The sequence below is a fragment of the Cesiribacter andamanensis AMV16 genome, assembly GCF_000348925.1.
GTDB lineage: Bacteria > Bacteroidota > Bacteroidia > Cytophagales > Cyclobacteriaceae > Cesiribacter > Cesiribacter andamanensis.
Genome location: NZ_AODQ01000012.1, coordinates 20,523 through 37,673, shown reverse-complemented (window position 1 = coordinate 37,673; position 17,151 = coordinate 20,523). Strand labels below are relative to the sequence as shown.

General features: G+C 51.4%; 12 protein-coding genes, 4 tRNA genes and 1 pseudogene. All 17 read left to right on the top strand.

What is annotated here, in order from left to right:
- The first annotated feature begins 21 nt into the window (after nucleotides 1-21).
- The 17 genes and pseudogenes from ADICEAN_RS03855 to rpsG all read left to right on the top strand — a co-directional run bounded on the left by ADICEAN_RS03855 (nucleotide 22) and on the right by rpsG (nucleotide 17,151).
- Nucleotides 22-2,577 (top strand): M1 family metallopeptidase, encoded by a 2,556-nt coding sequence (locus tag ADICEAN_RS03855; protein WP_009194214.1) that lies wholly within the window; start codon nucleotides 22-24, stop codon nucleotides 2,575-2,577.
- Between the two features lie 127 nt (nucleotides 2,578-2,704).
- Nucleotides 2,705-2,790, top strand: a tRNA-Tyr gene (locus ADICEAN_RS03850).
- Between the two features lie 62 nt (nucleotides 2,791-2,852).
- Nucleotides 2,853-2,925 (top strand) — tRNA-Gly (locus ADICEAN_RS03845).
- A gap of 72 nt (nucleotides 2,926-2,997) precedes the next feature.
- Nucleotides 2,998-3,072 (top strand) — tRNA-Thr (locus ADICEAN_RS03840).
- 50 nt (nucleotides 3,073-3,122) lie between these two features.
- A complete protein-coding gene (gene tuf / locus ADICEAN_RS03835) occupies nucleotides 3,123-4,310 on the top strand; it encodes an elongation factor Tu (RefSeq protein ID WP_009194213.1) in 1,188 nt (395 codons plus the stop codon).
- Between the two features lie 103 nt (nucleotides 4,311-4,413).
- Nucleotides 4,414-4,486, top strand: a tRNA-Trp gene (locus ADICEAN_RS03830).
- A gap of 16 nt (nucleotides 4,487-4,502) precedes the next feature.
- Nucleotides 4,503-4,694, top strand: a complete 192-nt coding sequence (gene secE / locus ADICEAN_RS03825) for a preprotein translocase subunit SecE (RefSeq protein WP_009194212.1) — start codon at nucleotides 4,503-4,505, stop codon at nucleotides 4,692-4,694.
- 17 nt (nucleotides 4,695-4,711) lie between these two features.
- Entirely contained in the window at nucleotides 4,712-5,266 is a 555-nt protein-coding gene (gene nusG, locus ADICEAN_RS03820) for a transcription termination/antitermination protein NusG (RefSeq protein ID WP_009194211.1), read from the top strand.
- Nucleotides 5,267-5,270: 4 nt separating this feature from the next.
- Nucleotides 5,271-5,717: a 50S ribosomal protein L11 gene (gene rplK / locus ADICEAN_RS03815; protein ID WP_009194210.1), complete on the top strand. Its 447-nt coding sequence runs from the start codon at nucleotides 5,271-5,273 to the stop codon at nucleotides 5,715-5,717.
- A 5-nt stretch (nucleotides 5,718-5,722) separates the two neighbouring features.
- Complete coding sequence (gene rplA, locus ADICEAN_RS03810; RefSeq protein WP_009194209.1) at nucleotides 5,723-6,421, top strand: 50S ribosomal protein L1; 699 nt, start codon at nucleotides 5,723-5,725, stop codon at nucleotides 6,419-6,421.
- A gap of 4 nt (nucleotides 6,422-6,425) precedes the next feature.
- Nucleotides 6,426-6,953 (top strand): 50S ribosomal protein L10, encoded by a 528-nt coding sequence (gene rplJ, locus ADICEAN_RS03805; RefSeq protein WP_009194208.1) that lies wholly within the window; start codon nucleotides 6,426-6,428, stop codon nucleotides 6,951-6,953.
- Between the two features lie 37 nt (nucleotides 6,954-6,990).
- Nucleotides 6,991-7,368, top strand: a complete 378-nt coding sequence (rplL, locus tag ADICEAN_RS03800; protein ID WP_009194207.1) for a 50S ribosomal protein L7/L12 — start codon at nucleotides 6,991-6,993, stop codon at nucleotides 7,366-7,368.
- A 167-nt stretch (nucleotides 7,369-7,535) separates the two neighbouring features.
- Nucleotides 7,536-11,402, top strand: coding sequence for a DNA-directed RNA polymerase subunit beta (gene rpoB / locus ADICEAN_RS03795; RefSeq protein WP_009194206.1), 3,867 nt, complete (start codon nucleotides 7,536-7,538; stop codon nucleotides 11,400-11,402).
- Between the two features lie 101 nt (nucleotides 11,403-11,503).
- Nucleotides 11,504-15,828, top strand: a pseudogene (rpoC, locus tag ADICEAN_RS03790) (DNA-directed RNA polymerase subunit beta').
- 8 nt (nucleotides 15,829-15,836) lie between these two features.
- A complete protein-coding gene (locus ADICEAN_RS03785) occupies nucleotides 15,837-16,166 on the top strand; it encodes a DUF3467 domain-containing protein (RefSeq protein ID WP_009194203.1) in 330 nt (109 codons plus the stop codon).
- A gap of 117 nt (nucleotides 16,167-16,283) precedes the next feature.
- Nucleotides 16,284-16,664: a 30S ribosomal protein S12 gene (gene rpsL, locus ADICEAN_RS03780; RefSeq protein WP_040396151.1), complete on the top strand. Its 381-nt coding sequence runs from the start codon at nucleotides 16,284-16,286 to the stop codon at nucleotides 16,662-16,664.
- A gap of 19 nt (nucleotides 16,665-16,683) precedes the next feature.
- Nucleotides 16,684-17,151 carry a 30S ribosomal protein S7 gene (gene rpsG, locus ADICEAN_RS03775; RefSeq protein ID WP_009194201.1) on the top strand — a complete coding sequence of 156 codons (468 nt, stop codon included), beginning with the start codon at nucleotides 16,684-16,686 and terminating at the stop codon, nucleotides 17,149-17,151.

Below are 17,151 nucleotides of genomic sequence, written 5' to 3'. Positions count from 1 at the left end.
TTAGAAAAATTTTTAAGCTTTATGCTGCACAGCTCCCCGGGCAAGTTTTTGGCAGCAGCACTTTTGCTGCTTCAATTCGCCTCCTGCCGCACCAGTACCCCTGTGGCTACCCCATCGCCAGAGACTGCACCACCCCCCATAGACCTGCCTGCACCGGCAGCGCAGGAAGCAGCCGGCCTGGAAGCCAGGCTCCAGAACTATCAGAAAACGCCTACCCGCCTGCATGATCTGGTGCATACCCGGCTGCAGGTTTCCTTTGACTGGCAAAAGCAGCATGTAAAGGGTACCGCCACCCTGGAGCTTCGGCCCTGGTTTTATCCGCAACAAACACTGGTGCTGGATGCCAAAGGCTTTGATATTCACAGTGTGCAATTGCTGGAGGGCAGCAGCCACAAACCCTTAAAGTATGAGTACGATGGCCTCAAGCTCAACATTGCCCTGGGCAGGGAGTACAGCCGGGATGAAGCGTACTTTGTAGAAATTGAATACACCGCCAAGCCCAACGAACAGCCTGCCGGCGGTAGCGAAGCCATCACCTCCGATAAAGGCCTCTACTTCATAAACCCCCTGGGAACTGAGCCTGGCAAACCGCGGCAGATCTGGACACAGGGAGAGACCGAGGCTAACTCAAAATGGTTTCCTACCATTGACGCCCCCAACCAGAAAACCACCCAGGAAATTTACATCACAGTAGACAACCGCTACAAGACCCTCTCCAACGGTATCCTGGTACAATCCTCCCTGGTAAACGACAGCACCCGCACCGACTACTGGCGCATGGACAAACCTCATGCTCCCTACCTGTTCATGCTGGCCATTGGCGATTTTGCCGTGGTGGAAGAAAGCTGGAATGGCCTGCCGGTAGAGTACTGGGTAGAGCCCCAATACGAGCGCTACGCCAAAGCCATCTTTGGCAATACCCCGGAAATGCTCACCTACTTCTCCGATCTGCTGGACTATCCCTACCCCTGGTCCAAATACGCCCAGGTGGTGGTGCGGGATTATGTATCGGGCGCCATGGAAAACACCACCGCCTCCCTTTTTATGGAAGAGTTGCAGGTAGATGACCGCTCCCTGCTGGATGAAAACTGGGACTACATCATCGCCCATGAGCTCTTTCACCAGTGGTTTGGCGATCTGGTGACAACAGAATCCTGGTCCAACCTCACCCTTAACGAGGCCTTTGCTTCCTATTCCGAATACCTATGGTCGGAGTATAAGTGGGGAGAGGATGCCGCTGCCGAGACGCTGCTGAAAGAAGGGGATGCCTATTTCAGGGAAGCCGCCGAAAAGCAGGTAGACCTGATCCGCTTCTATTATGATGATAAGGAAGACATGTTTGATAGCCATACCTACGCCAAGGGCAGCCGCATTTTGCACATGCTGCGCAAATATGTAGGAGATGAGGCGTTCTTTACAGCCCTACACCGCTTCCTGAAAAAACATGAGTACCAGCCCGTGGAGGTGCATGACCTGCGCCTGGCCTTTGAGGAAGTGACCGGCGAAGACCTCAACTGGTTCTTTAACCAGTGGTTTCTGGCCAGTGGCCATCCGGTGCTACAGGTAGACCACCGCTGGGAGGGAGGGAATGTAGTAGTGCAGGTAGAGCAGCAGCAGGACCTCTCCACTACCCCCCTTTATGAACTTCCCCTGTATGTGGATGTAGTGGCCGGTGGCCAGAAAACCCGCTATGCCATCCGGATAGACAAGCAGCAGCAGGAGTTTAGCTTTCCGGCAAGCCAGCAGCCCCAGCTGGTAGTCTTTGATGCCGAAGAGCAGCTGCTGGCCGAGATCAGCCATACCAAATCGGCCGAGGAACTGCGCAACCAGTACCGCCTGGCCGAGAATTTTATAAGCCGCTACAAGGCCCTGGCCCAGCTCACAGAAGAGGGGAGCCCGGAAACGCTACAGCTCATGAAAGCAGCACTGGCCGATACCTCCAGCTACATGCGCCGCACGGCCCTGGCGGCCTTTGAAGAATATGAAGGCGCCGACAGCCAGCAGGTGTACAGCCAGCTTGCCAAAATGGCTGCCAGTGATAAAAACTCGCTGGTGCGGGCCGATGCCATGAGCATACTGGCGGCCTCTGCTCCCAACGCCTACAAAGAACTTTTCCGCAAGGGGCTGGAAGACCGCTCCTATGCCGTGGTAACGGCAGCCGTTTATGGCTATGCCCTGAGTGATGCCACGGATATCGATCAGGTGTTGCGCAGCGTAGAGACCATCACAGAAGGAGATGTACCCCTTGCCCTTGCCGAATACTATGTAGGCAGTGGCCAGACCAATCGGTACGACTGGTTTGTAAGCCAGCTGCCCCGGCAGAAAGGCATTAACGCCTACTACTTTCTGAATACCTTTGGCCAGTACCTGATGGCTGCTCCTCAGGAGCAGGTAGTGCAGGGCGCACAGCTTCTGGAAAAGTTAGCCCTCAGCCATGCAAAATATTATGTGCGCATGGCGGCCTTCAATGCACTGGCCATTCAGGCCAGCCTGCCTGAAAGAGAAACACTTCTGCGCAAAATTGCCGAGCAGGAGCAGGACCCCAGATTGAAAAGAGAGTATCAAAATTTCTTTTAAAGCGGAGAGAGGGCGAATTTTTTAGGGACTAGTTTTGATTTATATAAAAAAGCATATAATTTTGCACACTCGAATTTAAAACTCAGCTACCAAAACGGTTGGGTAGAGAATCCGGGCAATTCCATTGGGGGAGATTCCAGAGCGGCCAAATGGGACGGACTGTAAATCCGTTGTCTTACGACTTCGCAGGTTCGAATCCTGCTCTCCCCACCAAGTGAAAGTACGTGGTTTGCTTGAAAAAGTAGAAGAAAGTGCTTTTGTTTGCGGAACAATAAGCGGGAGTAGCTCAGTTGGTAGAGCGATAGCCTTCCAAGCTATAGGTCGCGGGTTCGAGCCTCGTCTCCCGCTCGCTTATCGGATCCGGAAGGGATCTGAGGAAATGTTTAAGGTATCTGATCGGAGCAATTTGATTAGGTATACGCCGAGATAGCTCAGTGGTAGAGCACTCCCTTGGTAAGGGAGAGGTCGGGGGTTCAAGTCCCCTTCTTGGCTCCAGTAATTTTTATTCAACTATCATTCGTAACTAAACCGAGGGATTTTCAAGTATGGCTAAGGAAACCTTTAACCGGTCGAAGCCCCACGTAAACATAGGCACTATCGGCCACGTGGACCACGGTAAAACCACCTTAACTGCAGCGATCACTAAAGTTCTGGCCGAGAAAGGTCTTGCTAAAATGCGCGACTTCTCGTCTATTGACAACGCTCCTGAAGAAAAAGAGCGTGGTATTACCATCAATACTTCACACGTGGAGTATGAAACCAGCAAGCGTCACTACGCGCACGTTGACTGCCCAGGCCACGCCGACTATGTGAAAAACATGATTACCGGTGCTGCGCAGATGGACGGTGCTATTCTTGTAGTAGCGGCAACTGACGGCCCAATGCCACAGACCCGGGAGCACATCCTGCTGTCTCGTCAGGTAGGTGTACCTGCCCTGGTAGTGTTCATGAACAAAGTAGACCTTGTTGATGACGAGGAGCTGCTTGAGCTGGTAGAGATGGAAGTACGCGAACTGCTGAGCGACTACAGCTTCCCTGGCGACGATATCCCGGTTATCAAAGGTTCTGCTCTGGGCGGCCTTAACGGCGACGCACAGTGGGTAGCGAAGATCGAAGAACTGATGAACGCTGTTGATGAGTACATCCCTGAGCCTACTCGTCTGACCGACCAGCCTTTCCTGATGCCTATCGAGGACGTATTCTCGATCACAGGTCGTGGTACTGTAGCCACCGGCCGTATCGAGCGTGGTGTGATCAACTCAGGCGAGCCTGTTGAGATCCTGGGTATGGGTGCTGAGAAACTGACCTCTACCGTAACGGGTGTTGAGATGTTCCGCAAGATCCTTGACCGTGGTGAAGCCGGTGACAACGTAGGTATCCTGCTGCGTGGTATCGACAAAGAGCAGATCCGTCGTGGTATGGTTATCTGCAAGCCTAAGTCAGTAACCCCTCACAAGAAGTTCAAGGCTGAGATCTACGTTCTTTCAAAAGAAGAAGGTGGTCGTCACACGCCATTCTTCACCAAGTACCGTCCTCAGTTTTACTTCCGTACTACGGACGTAACTGGTGAGATTCGTCTGGCTGAAGGTGTGGAAATGGTTATGCCTGGTGACAACGTATCAATTGACGTTGAGCTGATCCAGCCGATCGCTATGGAAAAAGGTCTGCGCTTTGCGATTCGCGAAGGTGGCCGTACCGTAGGATCAGGTCAGGTAACTGAAATCCTTGACTAATAATTAGTTAGAAAATAGAAGGCGTTCCGAATTTACTTCGGAACGCTTTTATTTGTCTATCTATCTACTTATCTTTGCACTCCCTTTGAAGAAAAGGGTGCACACGGGTGTAGCTCAACTGGTAGAGTGGCGGTCTCCAAAACCGTAGGTTGTAGGTTCGAGCCCTACCACCCGTGCAAAAATCCGAAAGCGATGGAAAAGCTGAAATTATTTGTGCAGGAGTCTTATGAAGAGATGAAGCACAAGGTAACCTGGCCTCGATATGGCGAATTACAACGTAGTTCTGTGCTGGTACTGGTTGCCTCGCTGATCTTCGCCATAGTGATTGGGTTAATCGACCTGGCGTTCGATGGAGCGCTGGGCTGGTTCTACGACGCTTTTTAAACTATAAAGTCCGGCAGATGAGCGAACTAAAATGGTACGTGCTGCGGGTGGTAAGTGGGCAGGAGAAAAAAGCCAAGACCTATCTGGATAATGAGATTTCCAGACAAGGTATGCAGGAAGAAGTTCCCCAGGTCCTTATCCCCTCAGAGAAAGTATATGAGATGCGCAACGGCAAAAAACGAGTGCGGGAGCGTAATTACTTTCCGGGCTACGTTATCGTTTCAGCAGATCTGAGCAATGGCGAGGTATTGCATGTGATCAACAGCATTCCGGGGGTGATCGGCTTCCTGGGCGCTGGTGAAGGCCAGCAAAAGACCCCTGTACCCTTGCGCCAGTCTGAGATCAATCGGATTCTGGGCAAAGTAGATGAAGAAGCAGTTGCAGGAGAAAAACTCGAAACACCGTTCATAGTTGGGGAAACGGTCAAAGTTATGGATGGCCCCTTCAGTGGTTTCACCGGGACTGTCGAAGAAGTGTTTGAAGAACGCAAAAAGCTTAACGTTATGGTTAAGATCTTCGGCCGCAATACTCCGGTAGAGTTAAATTACATGCAAGTAGAAAAACAAGAATAGCAAGATGGCTAAGGAAGTAACGGGTTACGTTAAACTGCAGGTAAAGGGTGGCCAGGCCAACCCCTCACCTCCAATTGGTCCGGCACTAGGTAGCAAGGGCCTTAACATCATGGAGTTCTGTAAGCAGTTTAATGCAAGAACCCAAGACAAAATGGGTCAGGTTTTACCGGTAGTGATTACCGTATATTCTGACAAGTCTTTTGAATTTGTTGTAAAAACCCCTCCGGCAGCCGTGCTGCTGATGGATGCAATCAAGAAAAAAGGCGGTTCCGCTGAGCCTAACCGGATCAAGGTAGGCAGTGTATCCTGGGATCAGGTGCGCACCATTGCAGAAACCAAAATGCCCGACCTCAACGCATTTGAGCTCAATGCAGCCATGCGCATGGTTGCCGGCACTGCAAGAAGTATGGGAATAACTGTTTCAGGTCAGGCCCCTTGGGATAACGCGTAAGTAGTATGGCAAAGTTAACAAAAAACCAAAAGGCTGCGCTTAGCAAACTGGATAGCCAAAAAGCGTATACGCTGGAAGAAGCTGCACAGCTGGTAAAAGAAATCACCTTTACCAAGTTTGATGCCTCTGTAGACCTGGACGTTCGCCTGGGTGTAGACCCCCGTAAAGCCGACCAGATGGTGCGTGGCGTAGTATCGCTGCCCCATGGTACCGGTAAAGAAGTGCGCGTACTGGCACTGGTTACACCTGATAAAGAAGCCGAAGCCAAAGAAGCCGGCGCCGATTTTGTAGGCCTGGACGAGTTCATCTCCAAAATTGAAGGTGGCTGGACCGATATTGATGTGATCATTACCATGCCTACCGTAATGGCCAAGGTGGGTAAGCTGGGGCGGGTACTGGGACCACGCGGTCTGATGCCAAACCCAAAATCGGGTACTGTAACCATGGACGTTGCCAAAGCGGTAAAAGAAGTGAAGCAGGGTAAGATCGACTTCAAAGTGGATAAATACGGCATCGTACACGCCAGCATTGGCAAGGTGTCCTTCACGCCCGATAAGATCATGGACAATGTGAAAGAAATGCTGAACACCATAGCCCGTCTGAAGCCTTCTTCAGCCAAAGGTACCTATGTGAAGAGCATTCACATCTCAAGCACCATGAGCCCAGGTATAACCGTAGATAAAAGTTCTTTAGCAGGATTGTAATATCATGACCAGAGAAGAAAAAGCAGTGATCCTTGAGGATCTAAAAGATAAATTCCGCTCGAACACCCACTTTTACATCACCGATGCAACTGGGATGACGGTAGCGGAAGTAAACGCTCTGCGTCGTATTTGCTTCCAGAGCGGCCTTGAGTACCGCGTAATCAAAAATACCTTCATCGCCAAAGCGCTGGAGGATCTGGATGCCGATTTCTCAGGGCTGAACGAAAAAGTACTGAAAGGCTTTTCAGGCGTGCTGTTCTCTAAGGAGAACGCCAACGCGCCGGCCAAGCTGATTCAGGATTTCCAAAAAAAGCACAGTAAGAAACTCACCTTTAAGGGCGCTTCCATCGACTCCGATCTTTTCATAGGTGCAGATCAACTGGATACGCTAAGCAAGCTTAAGTCTAAACAAGAGCTTATTGGCGAAATCATCGGGCTTCTTAATTCTCCTGTACAAAATGTACTGGGCGCGCTTAACAGCGGCAAGCACATTATCGCAGGGGTAGTTAAAACCCTTTCCGAAAAAGAATAATCAGGTAGTAACAATCAATTTTAAAAGGTAATCTAAAATGGCAGATCTTAAAGCGTTTGCAGAGCAGCTAGTTAATCTAACCGTTAAAGAAGTTAACGAGTTGGCAACTATTCTTAAGGACGAGTACGGTATTGAGCCTGCTGCTGCCGCCGCTCCCGCAGCCGCAGCTGGTGGTGGTGCTGAAGCCGCCGCTCCTGCAGAGAAAACTGAGTTCGACGTAATTCTGAAGTCAGCTGGTGCAGCGAAACTTGCAGTAGTTAAACTTGTGAAAGAACTGACTGGTCTTGGTCTGAAAGAGGCGAAAGACGTAGTTGACAACGCTCCTAAAGCAATCAAAGAAGGCATCGGTAAAGACGAAGCTGAAGGCCTGAAAAAACAACTTGAAGAAGCCGGAGCTGAAGTAGAACTGAAGTAATCACATGGACCTGTTAATACGGTCCGACCTACATTATTAGGCCTGACGATAAGTCAGGTCTTTTCCTGTTTGTACCTGTTCCTGATAGAGCTAGCATGAACTAATCTTTTCAGGCCTCAGTTCTTACCAATAGCCGGTTTATTTTGGGTACTAAAAGTTCAACAGTCTTGGCAAATACAAAAAACAACGAACGGATAAATTTTGCCTCCATTAAGACGGTACTTGACTATCCAGACTTTCTGGATGTGCAACTACAGTCGTACATGGACTTTCTTCAATTGGAAACACCTGCCGACAAGCGTACGCAAGAAGGCTTGTACAAGGTGTTTATGGAGAATTTTCCCATTTCAGACTCCCGCGAAAATTTCGTGCTGGAGTTTGTTGATTACATGCTTGATCCGCCTAAGTACACTGTGGAGGAGTGTATCGATCGCGGGCTTACCTATTCCGTTCCGCTTAAGGCCAAATTGCGCCTGCGCTGCAACGACGAGGAAAACGAAGATTTCGAAACCATCGAGCAGGAAGTTTTCCTTGGCAATATCCCCTACATGACCGAAAAAGGCTCCTTTGTGATCAATGGAGCTGAACGTGTTATTGTATCGCAGCTGCACCGCTCACCCGGCGTGTTCTTTGCCCAAAGCAAGCACACCAACGGTACCAAGCTTTACTCGGCCAGGATTATCCCCTTTAAAGGTTCCTGGATAGAGTTTGCAACAGACGTTAACAACGTGATGTATGCCTACATCGACCGGAAGAAGAAATTCCCGGTAACAACCCTGTTGCGTGCTATCGGATACGGTACAGATAAACAAATCCTTGACCTCTTTGGCCTGAGCGAAGAGGTACAGAATAACAAAACGAACCTGAAGAAGGTTGTGGGCCGCCGCCTGGCTGCCCGGGTGCTGCGTACCTGGACGGAAGACTTCGTAGATGAAGATACCGGTGAGGTGGTGTCCATTGACCGGAACGAGGTACTTCTTGAGCGTGACTCGCTCATCACCCAGGACGACATTGAAACCATACTGGATTCAGGTGCCGATTCCATCATCCTGCACCGGGAAGATGTGAATGTGAACGACTACACCATTATCTACAACACCCTTCAGAAAGATAACTCTAACTCTGAGAAGGAAGCCGTAGAGCAGATCTACCGCCAGCTTCGGAACACCGAGGCGCCCGATGAGCAGACCGCCCGTGATATCATTCACAGCCTGTTCTTCTCGGATAAGCGGTATGACCTGGGTGAAGTAGGCCGCTACCGGATCAACAAAAAACTTGGTCTGAACATCGAAGCCGATGTGAAGGTACTGACGACTGAAGACATCATCAGCATCGTGAAGTACCTGATTACGCTGATCAACTCGCGCGCTGTGGTGGACGATATTGACCACCTGAGCAACCGCCGGGTACGTACCGTAGGGGAGCAGCTCTATGCCCAGTTTGGTGTAGGCCTTGCCCGTATGAGCCGCACCATCAAGGAGCGGATGAACGTGCGCGATAACGAAGACTTTAAACCCGTTGACCTGATCAACGCCCGTACACTGTCTTCTGTGATCAATAGCTTCTTTGGTACCAACCAGCTGAGCCAGTTCATGGACCAGACCAACCCCCTTGCCGAGGTAACGCACAAGCGTCGTATGTCGGCCCTGGGACCTGGCGGTCTGAGCCGCGAGCGTGCCGGCTTTGAGGTACGGGACGTACACTATACGCACTACGGCCGCCTGTGCACCATTGAAACGCCTGAGGGACCAAACATTGGTCTGATCTCGTCACTGTGTGTACATGCAAAGGTAAACCACATGGGCTTTATCGAAACCCCTTACCGCAAGGTGAAGGAAGGGGTTGTTAGTAAAGATGTGGTGTTCCTCACAGCCGAAGAAGAAGATACCCATAACATCGCCCAGGCCAATGCGCCTATCGATGATCAGGGGAAATACATCAATGATCGGGTAAAAGCACGCTACGAAGGGGACTTCCCTGTGCTGGAGCCAGATCAGCTGAGCTATATGGACATTGCCCCCAACCAGATTGTATCGGTTGCCGCCTCGCTGATTCCATTCCTGGAGCATGACGATGCCAACCGTGCCCTGATGGGATCAAACATGCAACGCCAGGCGGTACCGCTGCTTCGGCCCGAGGCCCCCATTGTGGGCACCGGTCTGGAAGGCCGTGTAGCCGCTGACTCACGGGCCCTGATTGTAGCCGAAGATGATGGGGAGGTCGTATTTGTAGATTCTACCCAGATTCAGATCCGCTACGATAAAACCGATGAGCAGAAACTGGTAGCCTTTAACGATGATATCATCACCCATACCCTTACCAAGTTCCGCCGCACCAACCAGGACACCTGCATTAACCTCAAGCCAATGGTATACAAAGGCGAGCGGGTTACCAAAGGACAGATTCTGTGCGAGGGCTATGCAACCGAAGGGGGAGAGCTGGCCCTGGGCCGCAACATGCGCGTGGCCTTCATGCCATGGCAGGGGTACAACTTTGAGGATGCCATTGTAATCTCTGAGCGGGTAGTACGGGAAGATATCTTCACCTCTATCCACGTAGAAGAATTTGAGATGGAAGTTCGGGACACCAAGCGTGGTGAAGAAGAACTGACCTCTGAAATTCCAAACGTAAGTGAAGAAGCCGTACGCAACCTGGATGAGAATGGCATTATCCGCATTGGAGCCGAAGTACGGGAAGGGGATATCCTGATTGGTAAGATCACTCCGAAAGGGGAGACCGATCCTACACCGGAAGAAAAACTGCTGCGCGCCATCTTTGGTGACAAAGCCGGTGATGTGAAGGATGCCTCCATGAAAGCGCCCCCATCGCTGACCGGTGTGGTCATCGAGACCAAGCTGTTCTCTCGCCCCAAGCGGGATAAGGACTCTCGGGCCCGTGCCAAGAAGGAGGTAGACAACCTGAAAGCCCGCTACAGCAAAGACCTGCTTGGCCTGCGTGCCAAAATGATCAACAAGCTGGTGCAGCTGCTGGATGGCAAAACCTCTCAGGGCATCCGCCACCGTTTTGGCGACGAAGTAATGTCGAAAGGCGTGAAATTCGGCCGTCAGAACATTGAGAACAACCTCTTCCCAGAGAAGAACATCTACCGGGATGAGAGCACCTATGCCGTGCCGGAAGAAGTAAACATGATTGCCGACCTGAACCTGGAAGCCTGGACAGAAGACCAGCACACCAACGGACTGGTTCAGCAACTGGTGAAGAACTATAACCGCCGCCGCAACGAGATCACCGCCCACTTCAAGCGTAACCGCTTTACGCTGGAAGTAGGAGATGAGCTGCCTGCCGGTATCGTACAGCTGGCCAAAGTCTACATTGCCAAGAAGCGCAAGCTGAAGGTGGGAGACAAAATGGCTGGTCGCCACGGTAACAAAGGGGTAGTAGCCAAGATCGTGCGGGCCGAAGACATGCCATTCCTGCCAGACGGCACCCCAATGGACATTGTACTGAACCCGCTGGGGGTACCTTCGCGGATGAACATTGGCCAGATCTACGAAACCGTACTGGGTTGGGCAGGTCTGGAACTGGGCCGCAAATATGCTACGCCTATCTTCGATGGAGCTTCCATGGAAGAGGTAGCTGCCGAGCTCAAAGCCGCCAATGTTCCGGAATACGGCCGTGCCTACCTGATGGATGGCCGTACAGGCGAAATGTTCGACCAGCCAGTAACCGTAGGGGTTATCTACATGCTGAAACTGGGTCACCTGGTGGATGACAAGATGCACGCCCGTTCTATCGGACCATACTCGCTCATTACGCAGCAGCCGCTGGGTGGTAAAGCCCAGTTTGGTGGTCAGCGTTTTGGAGAGATGGAGGTGTGGGCACTGGAAGCTTTCGGTGCAGCCAACATCCTGCAGGAGATCCTGACGGTAAAATCAGACGACGTTGTAGGCCGTGCCAAAGCATACGAAGCCATTGTAAAAGGCGAGAATATGCCACGTCCTAATATTCCGGAGTCCTTCAATGTACTGGTACACGAGCTTCGTGGCCTTGCACTTGAAATTACGATGGACTAACCTATAAGTACTAAAGGGGGGCCTGATAGCCCCCTTTAGGAACTTACGCGCGTCGATCACGCCTATACAGGCCGCTAAACAACGATTCAATAATCATCGGTATGGCATTTCGAAAAAATAAAAAGCTTAACATAGACTTCTCAAAAGTTACCATCAGCCTGGCCTCACCGGAATCTATTCTGGAGAGCTCCCATGGTGAAGTAACGCAACCAGAAACCATCAACTACCGGACCTACAAGCCGGAGATGGGTGGTCTTTTCTGCGAGCGTATCTTCGGTCCGGTAAAGGATTGGGAATGTCATTGCGGTAAATACAAGCGTATACGTTATAAAGGCATTATCTGCGACCGCTGTGGCGTAGAGGTGACCGAGAAAAAAGTGCGTCGGGAGCGCATGGGCCACATTGAACTGGTAGTTCCGGTAGCCCATATCTGGTACTTCCGTTCGCTTCCCAATAAAATTGGCTACCTGCTGGGCCTGCCCACCAAAAAGCTGGATCAGGTTATTTACTACGAACGCTATGTAGTAATTCAGCCCGGTATCAAGGCAGAAGATGGCGTAAATACCATGGACTTCCTCACTGAGGATGAGTACCTGGACATCATCGACAAGCTGCCCCGGGAAAACCAGATGCTGGACGACAGCGACCCGATGAAGTTCATCGCCAAAATGGGTGCTGAAGCGCTGGAAATGCTGCTGTCTCGTACCCAGCTGGATGAACTCTCGTACGATCTGCGCCACCAGGCCGCTACCGACTCTTCGCAACAGCGGAAAGCCGAGGCCCTCAAGCGCCTGAAAGTTGTAGAGGCCTTCCGCGATGCCAATACCCGTATCGAGAACCGCCCTGAGTGGATGGTGATCAAAATGGTACCGGTAATTCCACCGGAGCTTCGTCCGCTGGTACCCCTGGATGGTGGCCGCTTTGCCACCTCTGATCTCAATGACCTGTACCGCCGCGTAATCATCCGCAACAACCGCCTCAAGCGCCTGATCGATATCAAGGCCCCTGAGGTAATTCTGCGGAACGAAAAGCGGATGCTGCAGGAAGCGGTAGACTCGCTCTTCGACAACAGCCGTAAGGTAAACGCGGTACGTTCCGACGGAAACCGTGCGCTGAAGTCGCTGTCCGACATGCTGAAAGGCAAGCAGGGTCGTTTCCGCCAGAACCTTCTGGGTAAGCGGGTAGACTACTCCGGTCGTTCGGTAATTGTGGTAGGTCCCGAGCTGAAGCTGCATGAGTGCGGTCTGCCCAAGAACATGGCAGCCGAGCTTTTCAAACCCTTTATTATTCGCAAGCTGATTGAGCGCGGCATCGTAAAGACCGTAAAATCAGCCAAGAAAATAGTAGACCGCAAAGATCCGGTGGTGTGGGATATTCTGGAGAACGTGCTGAAGGGCCACCCTGTGCTCCTCAACCGGGCCCCAACCCTTCACCGTCTGGGTATTCAGGCCTTCCAGCCCAAACTGATCGAAGGGAAAGCGATTCAGCTGCACCCCCTTGTGTGTACAGCCTTTAACGCTGACTTTGACGGTGACCAGATGGCGGTACACGTGCCCCTGGGGCACGAGGCTATTCTGGAAGCCTCTATCCTGATGCTGGCCTCGCACAACATCCTGAACCCTGCCAACGGCGCCCCCATTGCGGTACCGTCTCAGGACATGGTGTTGGGTCTGTACTATGTGACCAAAGGTCGCCGCGGTACTGAAGGAAACCCTGAGAAAGGGGAGGGCATGCGCTTCTATTCAGCAGAAGAAGTGATCATTGCGCTGAATGAGAAACGCCTGAGCAAGCATGCCTACATCTTTGTGAAAACCAAGGTGCGTAACCCGGAGACCGGCGAGCTGGAAGAGAAAATGATCGAGACCGTAGCCGGTCGGGTCCTGTTCAACCAGCACGTGCCGGAAGAGGTGGGCTATGTAGATGAGCTGCTGACCAAGAAAAAACTGCAGCAGATCATATCGCAGGTATTTAAGGTAGTTGGTATGGCTCGCACGGCCCACTTCCTGGACGACATCAAGGAACTTGGTTTCCAGAGTGCGTACCGTGGTGGTCTGTCCATGGGGCTGGGCGACATCCTGGTGCCTGAGAATAAGGACCTGATGATCGATCAGGCCAAAGAGGAAGTTGACACCGTATGGAACAACTACCTGATGGGTCTGATTACCGATAACGAACGTTACAACCAGGTAATTGACATCTGGACCCGGGTGAACTCGCAACTGACCGCCCGCCTGATGCAGCAGATGGAAGATGACCGCCAGGGCTTCAACTCCATCTTTATGATGATGCACTCCGGCGCCCGTGGTTCCAGAGAGCAGATTCGTCAGCTGGGGGGTATGCGGGGTCTGATGGCCAAGCCACAGAAAAACCTGCAGGGTTCTGTTGGTGAGATTATCGAAAACCCCATTCTTTCTAACTTTAAAGAAGGTCTGGACGTAATCGAGTACTTTATCTCTACCCACGGTGCCCGTAAAGGTTTGGCCGATACCGCCCTTAAAACGGCGGATGCCGGTTACCTGACCCGCCGTCTGGTAGACGTAGCGCAGGACGTAGTGGTGAATGAGCCTGACTGCGGTACCCTGCGGGGCATTACCGTAACAGCGCTGAAAGACAACGAAGATATCGTTGAACCCCTAAGCGAGCGTATCCTGGGCCGTGTAACCGTACATGATGTATATGACCCTATTACAGACGAGCTGATCGTAGAAGCCGGACAGGAAGTTACAGAAGAACTTGCTGCCCGCATTGATGAGACGGCTGTTGAGGAAGTAGAGATTCGCTCTGCCCTTACCTGCGAAACCCGTCAGGGTATTTGCGCCAAGTGCTACGGACGCAACCTGGCCTCCGGCCGTATGGTACAGCGTGGCGAGGCTGTAGGGGTGATTGCTGCCCAGTCTATCGGTGAGCCGGGTACACAGCTTACGCTTCGTACCTTCCACGTAGGTGGTACGGCCTCTAACATTGCAGTAGAAGCCCAGATCCGGGCCAAATTTGATGGTACCATCCGCTTTGAAGAGCTGCGCACCATCAATACCACCAACGATGAAGGCGAGAACATTACCGTGGTAATGGGCCGTTCCGGTGAGATTCAGATCGTGGACGAGAAATCAGGCAAGGTACTGATTTCAAACCACGTGCCCTATGGCGCCTTCCTGGCCGTGAAAGACGGTGCCAAGGTGGCCAAAGGCGATCAGATCTGCTTCTGGGATCCCTACAATGCGGTGATCATGTCTGAGCTGGATGGTAAGATTGAATTCGACGCCATCGAAGAAGGCATTACCTACCGCGAGGAGTCTGACGAACAAACCGGTCACCGTGAAAAAGTGATCGTGGAAACGAAAGACAAAGCCAAGAACCCGGCCATCGTTGTAAATACCGGCAATGCCGATACAACCAAGGGATACAACATTCCTGTAGGTGCTCACCTGGTGGTAGACCAGGGCGATAAAGTGAAAAAGGACAGGTACTGGCCAAAATACCCCGTACCATGGGTAAATCGCGCGACATTACCGGTGGTCTGCCACGGGTAACGGAACTCTTTGAAGCCCGTAACCCGTCTAACCCGGCGGTAGTGTCTGAGATTGATGGGGTAGTAACGTATGGTTCCATCAAGCGTGGTAACCGCGAGATCTTCATCGAATCGAAAGACGGCGTGAAGAAACGCTACCTGGTGCCCCTGTCCAAGCACATTCTGGTTCAGGACAATGACTTTGTGCGTGCTGGCATTCCGCTGTCTGACGGAGCCGTTACGCCTGCCGATATCCTGAACATCAAAGGACCCACCGCAGTACAGGAGTACCTGGTAAATGAGATTCAGGAAGTATACCGCCTGCAGGGTGTAAAGATCAACGACAAGCACATTGAAGTGATCGTACGCCAGATGATGCAGAAAGTATATGTAGTGGATCCGGGGGATACCAGCTTCCTGCCAAACCAACTGGTAGACCGCTTTGCGTTCTTTGAAGAGAATGACGGCATTCTGGACATGAAAGTAGTGGTAGATGCTGGCGATTCAACCAGCGTACGACCCGGCATGATCCTTAATGCACGCCGCCTGCGGGAAGAGAACTCCAAGTTAAAGCGCAATGACCAGAAGCTGGTAGAAGTGCGGGATGCACAGCCTGCCGTATCGCAGCCAACCCTGCAGGGTATCACACAAGCCTCACTTGGTACCGAAAGCTTTATCTCAGCAGCCTCCTTCCAGGAGACCACCAAAGTACTGAGCGAGGCTTCGATCCGTGGTAAGGCCGATTACCTGATGGGCCTGAAAGAAAACGTGATCGTAGGTCACCTGATCCCGGCCGGTACTGGCATGCGCGAGTTCAACCGCGTGCTGGTGTACTCAGAAGAAGAATATGAGCGTGTGAAAGCAACTCAGGAAGAAGCGCCTGCCGTTGCCCATGAACGTCAACTGGAATCGAGATAAGACAATCTATGGCAGATCAGGATCCTAAAAAACCGGCAAAGTCGCATCAGATCAATATTGAGCTGACCGAAGACATTGCTGAGGGGGTATATTCCAATCTGGCCATGGTGGCCCACTCCAACTCGGAGTTTGTAATCGATTTTATCCGGCTTATGCCCGGGGTACCAAAAGCTAAGGTAAAAGCACGGGTGATCTTAACACCCGAGCATGCCAAGCGGCTGCTGCAGGCCCTGAATGACAACATTCAGAAGTATGAAAACAGCTTTGGCGATATCAAGCAGGCAGATGAGGAGCAGGTTCGGTTCCCCATCAACTTTGGTACCATAGGCGAAGCATAGTGCCTCAAAATCAGTAGATTTAAAATAGTACACACATCCGTTTGGAATGTGTGTACTATTTTTATAGTTTTGCAGTCCGAAAATCCAATAGGAGAAGTAGCTAAACAAGGTAATTAGATGCCTACTATTCAGCAATTAGTAAGAAAGGGCAGAAAGAAACTGACCTCAAAATCAAAATCTCCGGCGCTGGATTCTTGTCCACAGCGTCGTGGCGTGTGTACCCGCGTGTACACCACTACACCAAAGAAGCCTAACTCAGCCATGCGTAAAGTAGCGCGTGTACGCCTTACCAACGGTAAAGAGGTAAACGCATACATTCCAGGCGAGGGACACAACCTGCAGGAGCACTCCATCGTGCTGATCCGCGGTGGTCGTGTAAAGGACCTTCCGGGTGTACGTTATCACATCATCAGGGGTGCCCTGGATACAGCCGGCGTAAACGGTCGTCTGCAGGCTCGCTCTAAATACGGTGCAAAAAGACCGAAAGCGAAAAGCTAATCACAGAGTATAAAAGACAATGAGAAAAAGTAAGCCTAAAAAGAGATATATTCTGCCGGATCCCAAATTTGGCGATACCATGGTATCCAAATTTGTGAACTACATGATGGTAGACGGTAAGAAGAGTATTGCCTATGACATTTTCTACAACGCCGTGGCGCTGGTAGAAACTAAGACTGGCGAGAATGGTCTCGAAACCTGGCGTAAGGCACTGAACAATGTTATGCCAAGCGTAGAGGTGAAAAGCCGTCGTGTGGGTGGTGCAACATTCCAGGTGCCTATGGAGGTGCGACCTGAACGCAAAACTTCGCTGGGGATCAAGTGGCTCATTTCCTATGCCCGTAATCGTGGTGAAAAAACCATGATGGAGAAACTGGCTGGAGAAATCATTTCTGCATCTAAGGGTGAAGGTGCTGCTATCAAGAAGAAAGACGATACTCACCGTATGGCTGAGGCGAACAAAGCATTCTCGCACTTTAGATTCTAA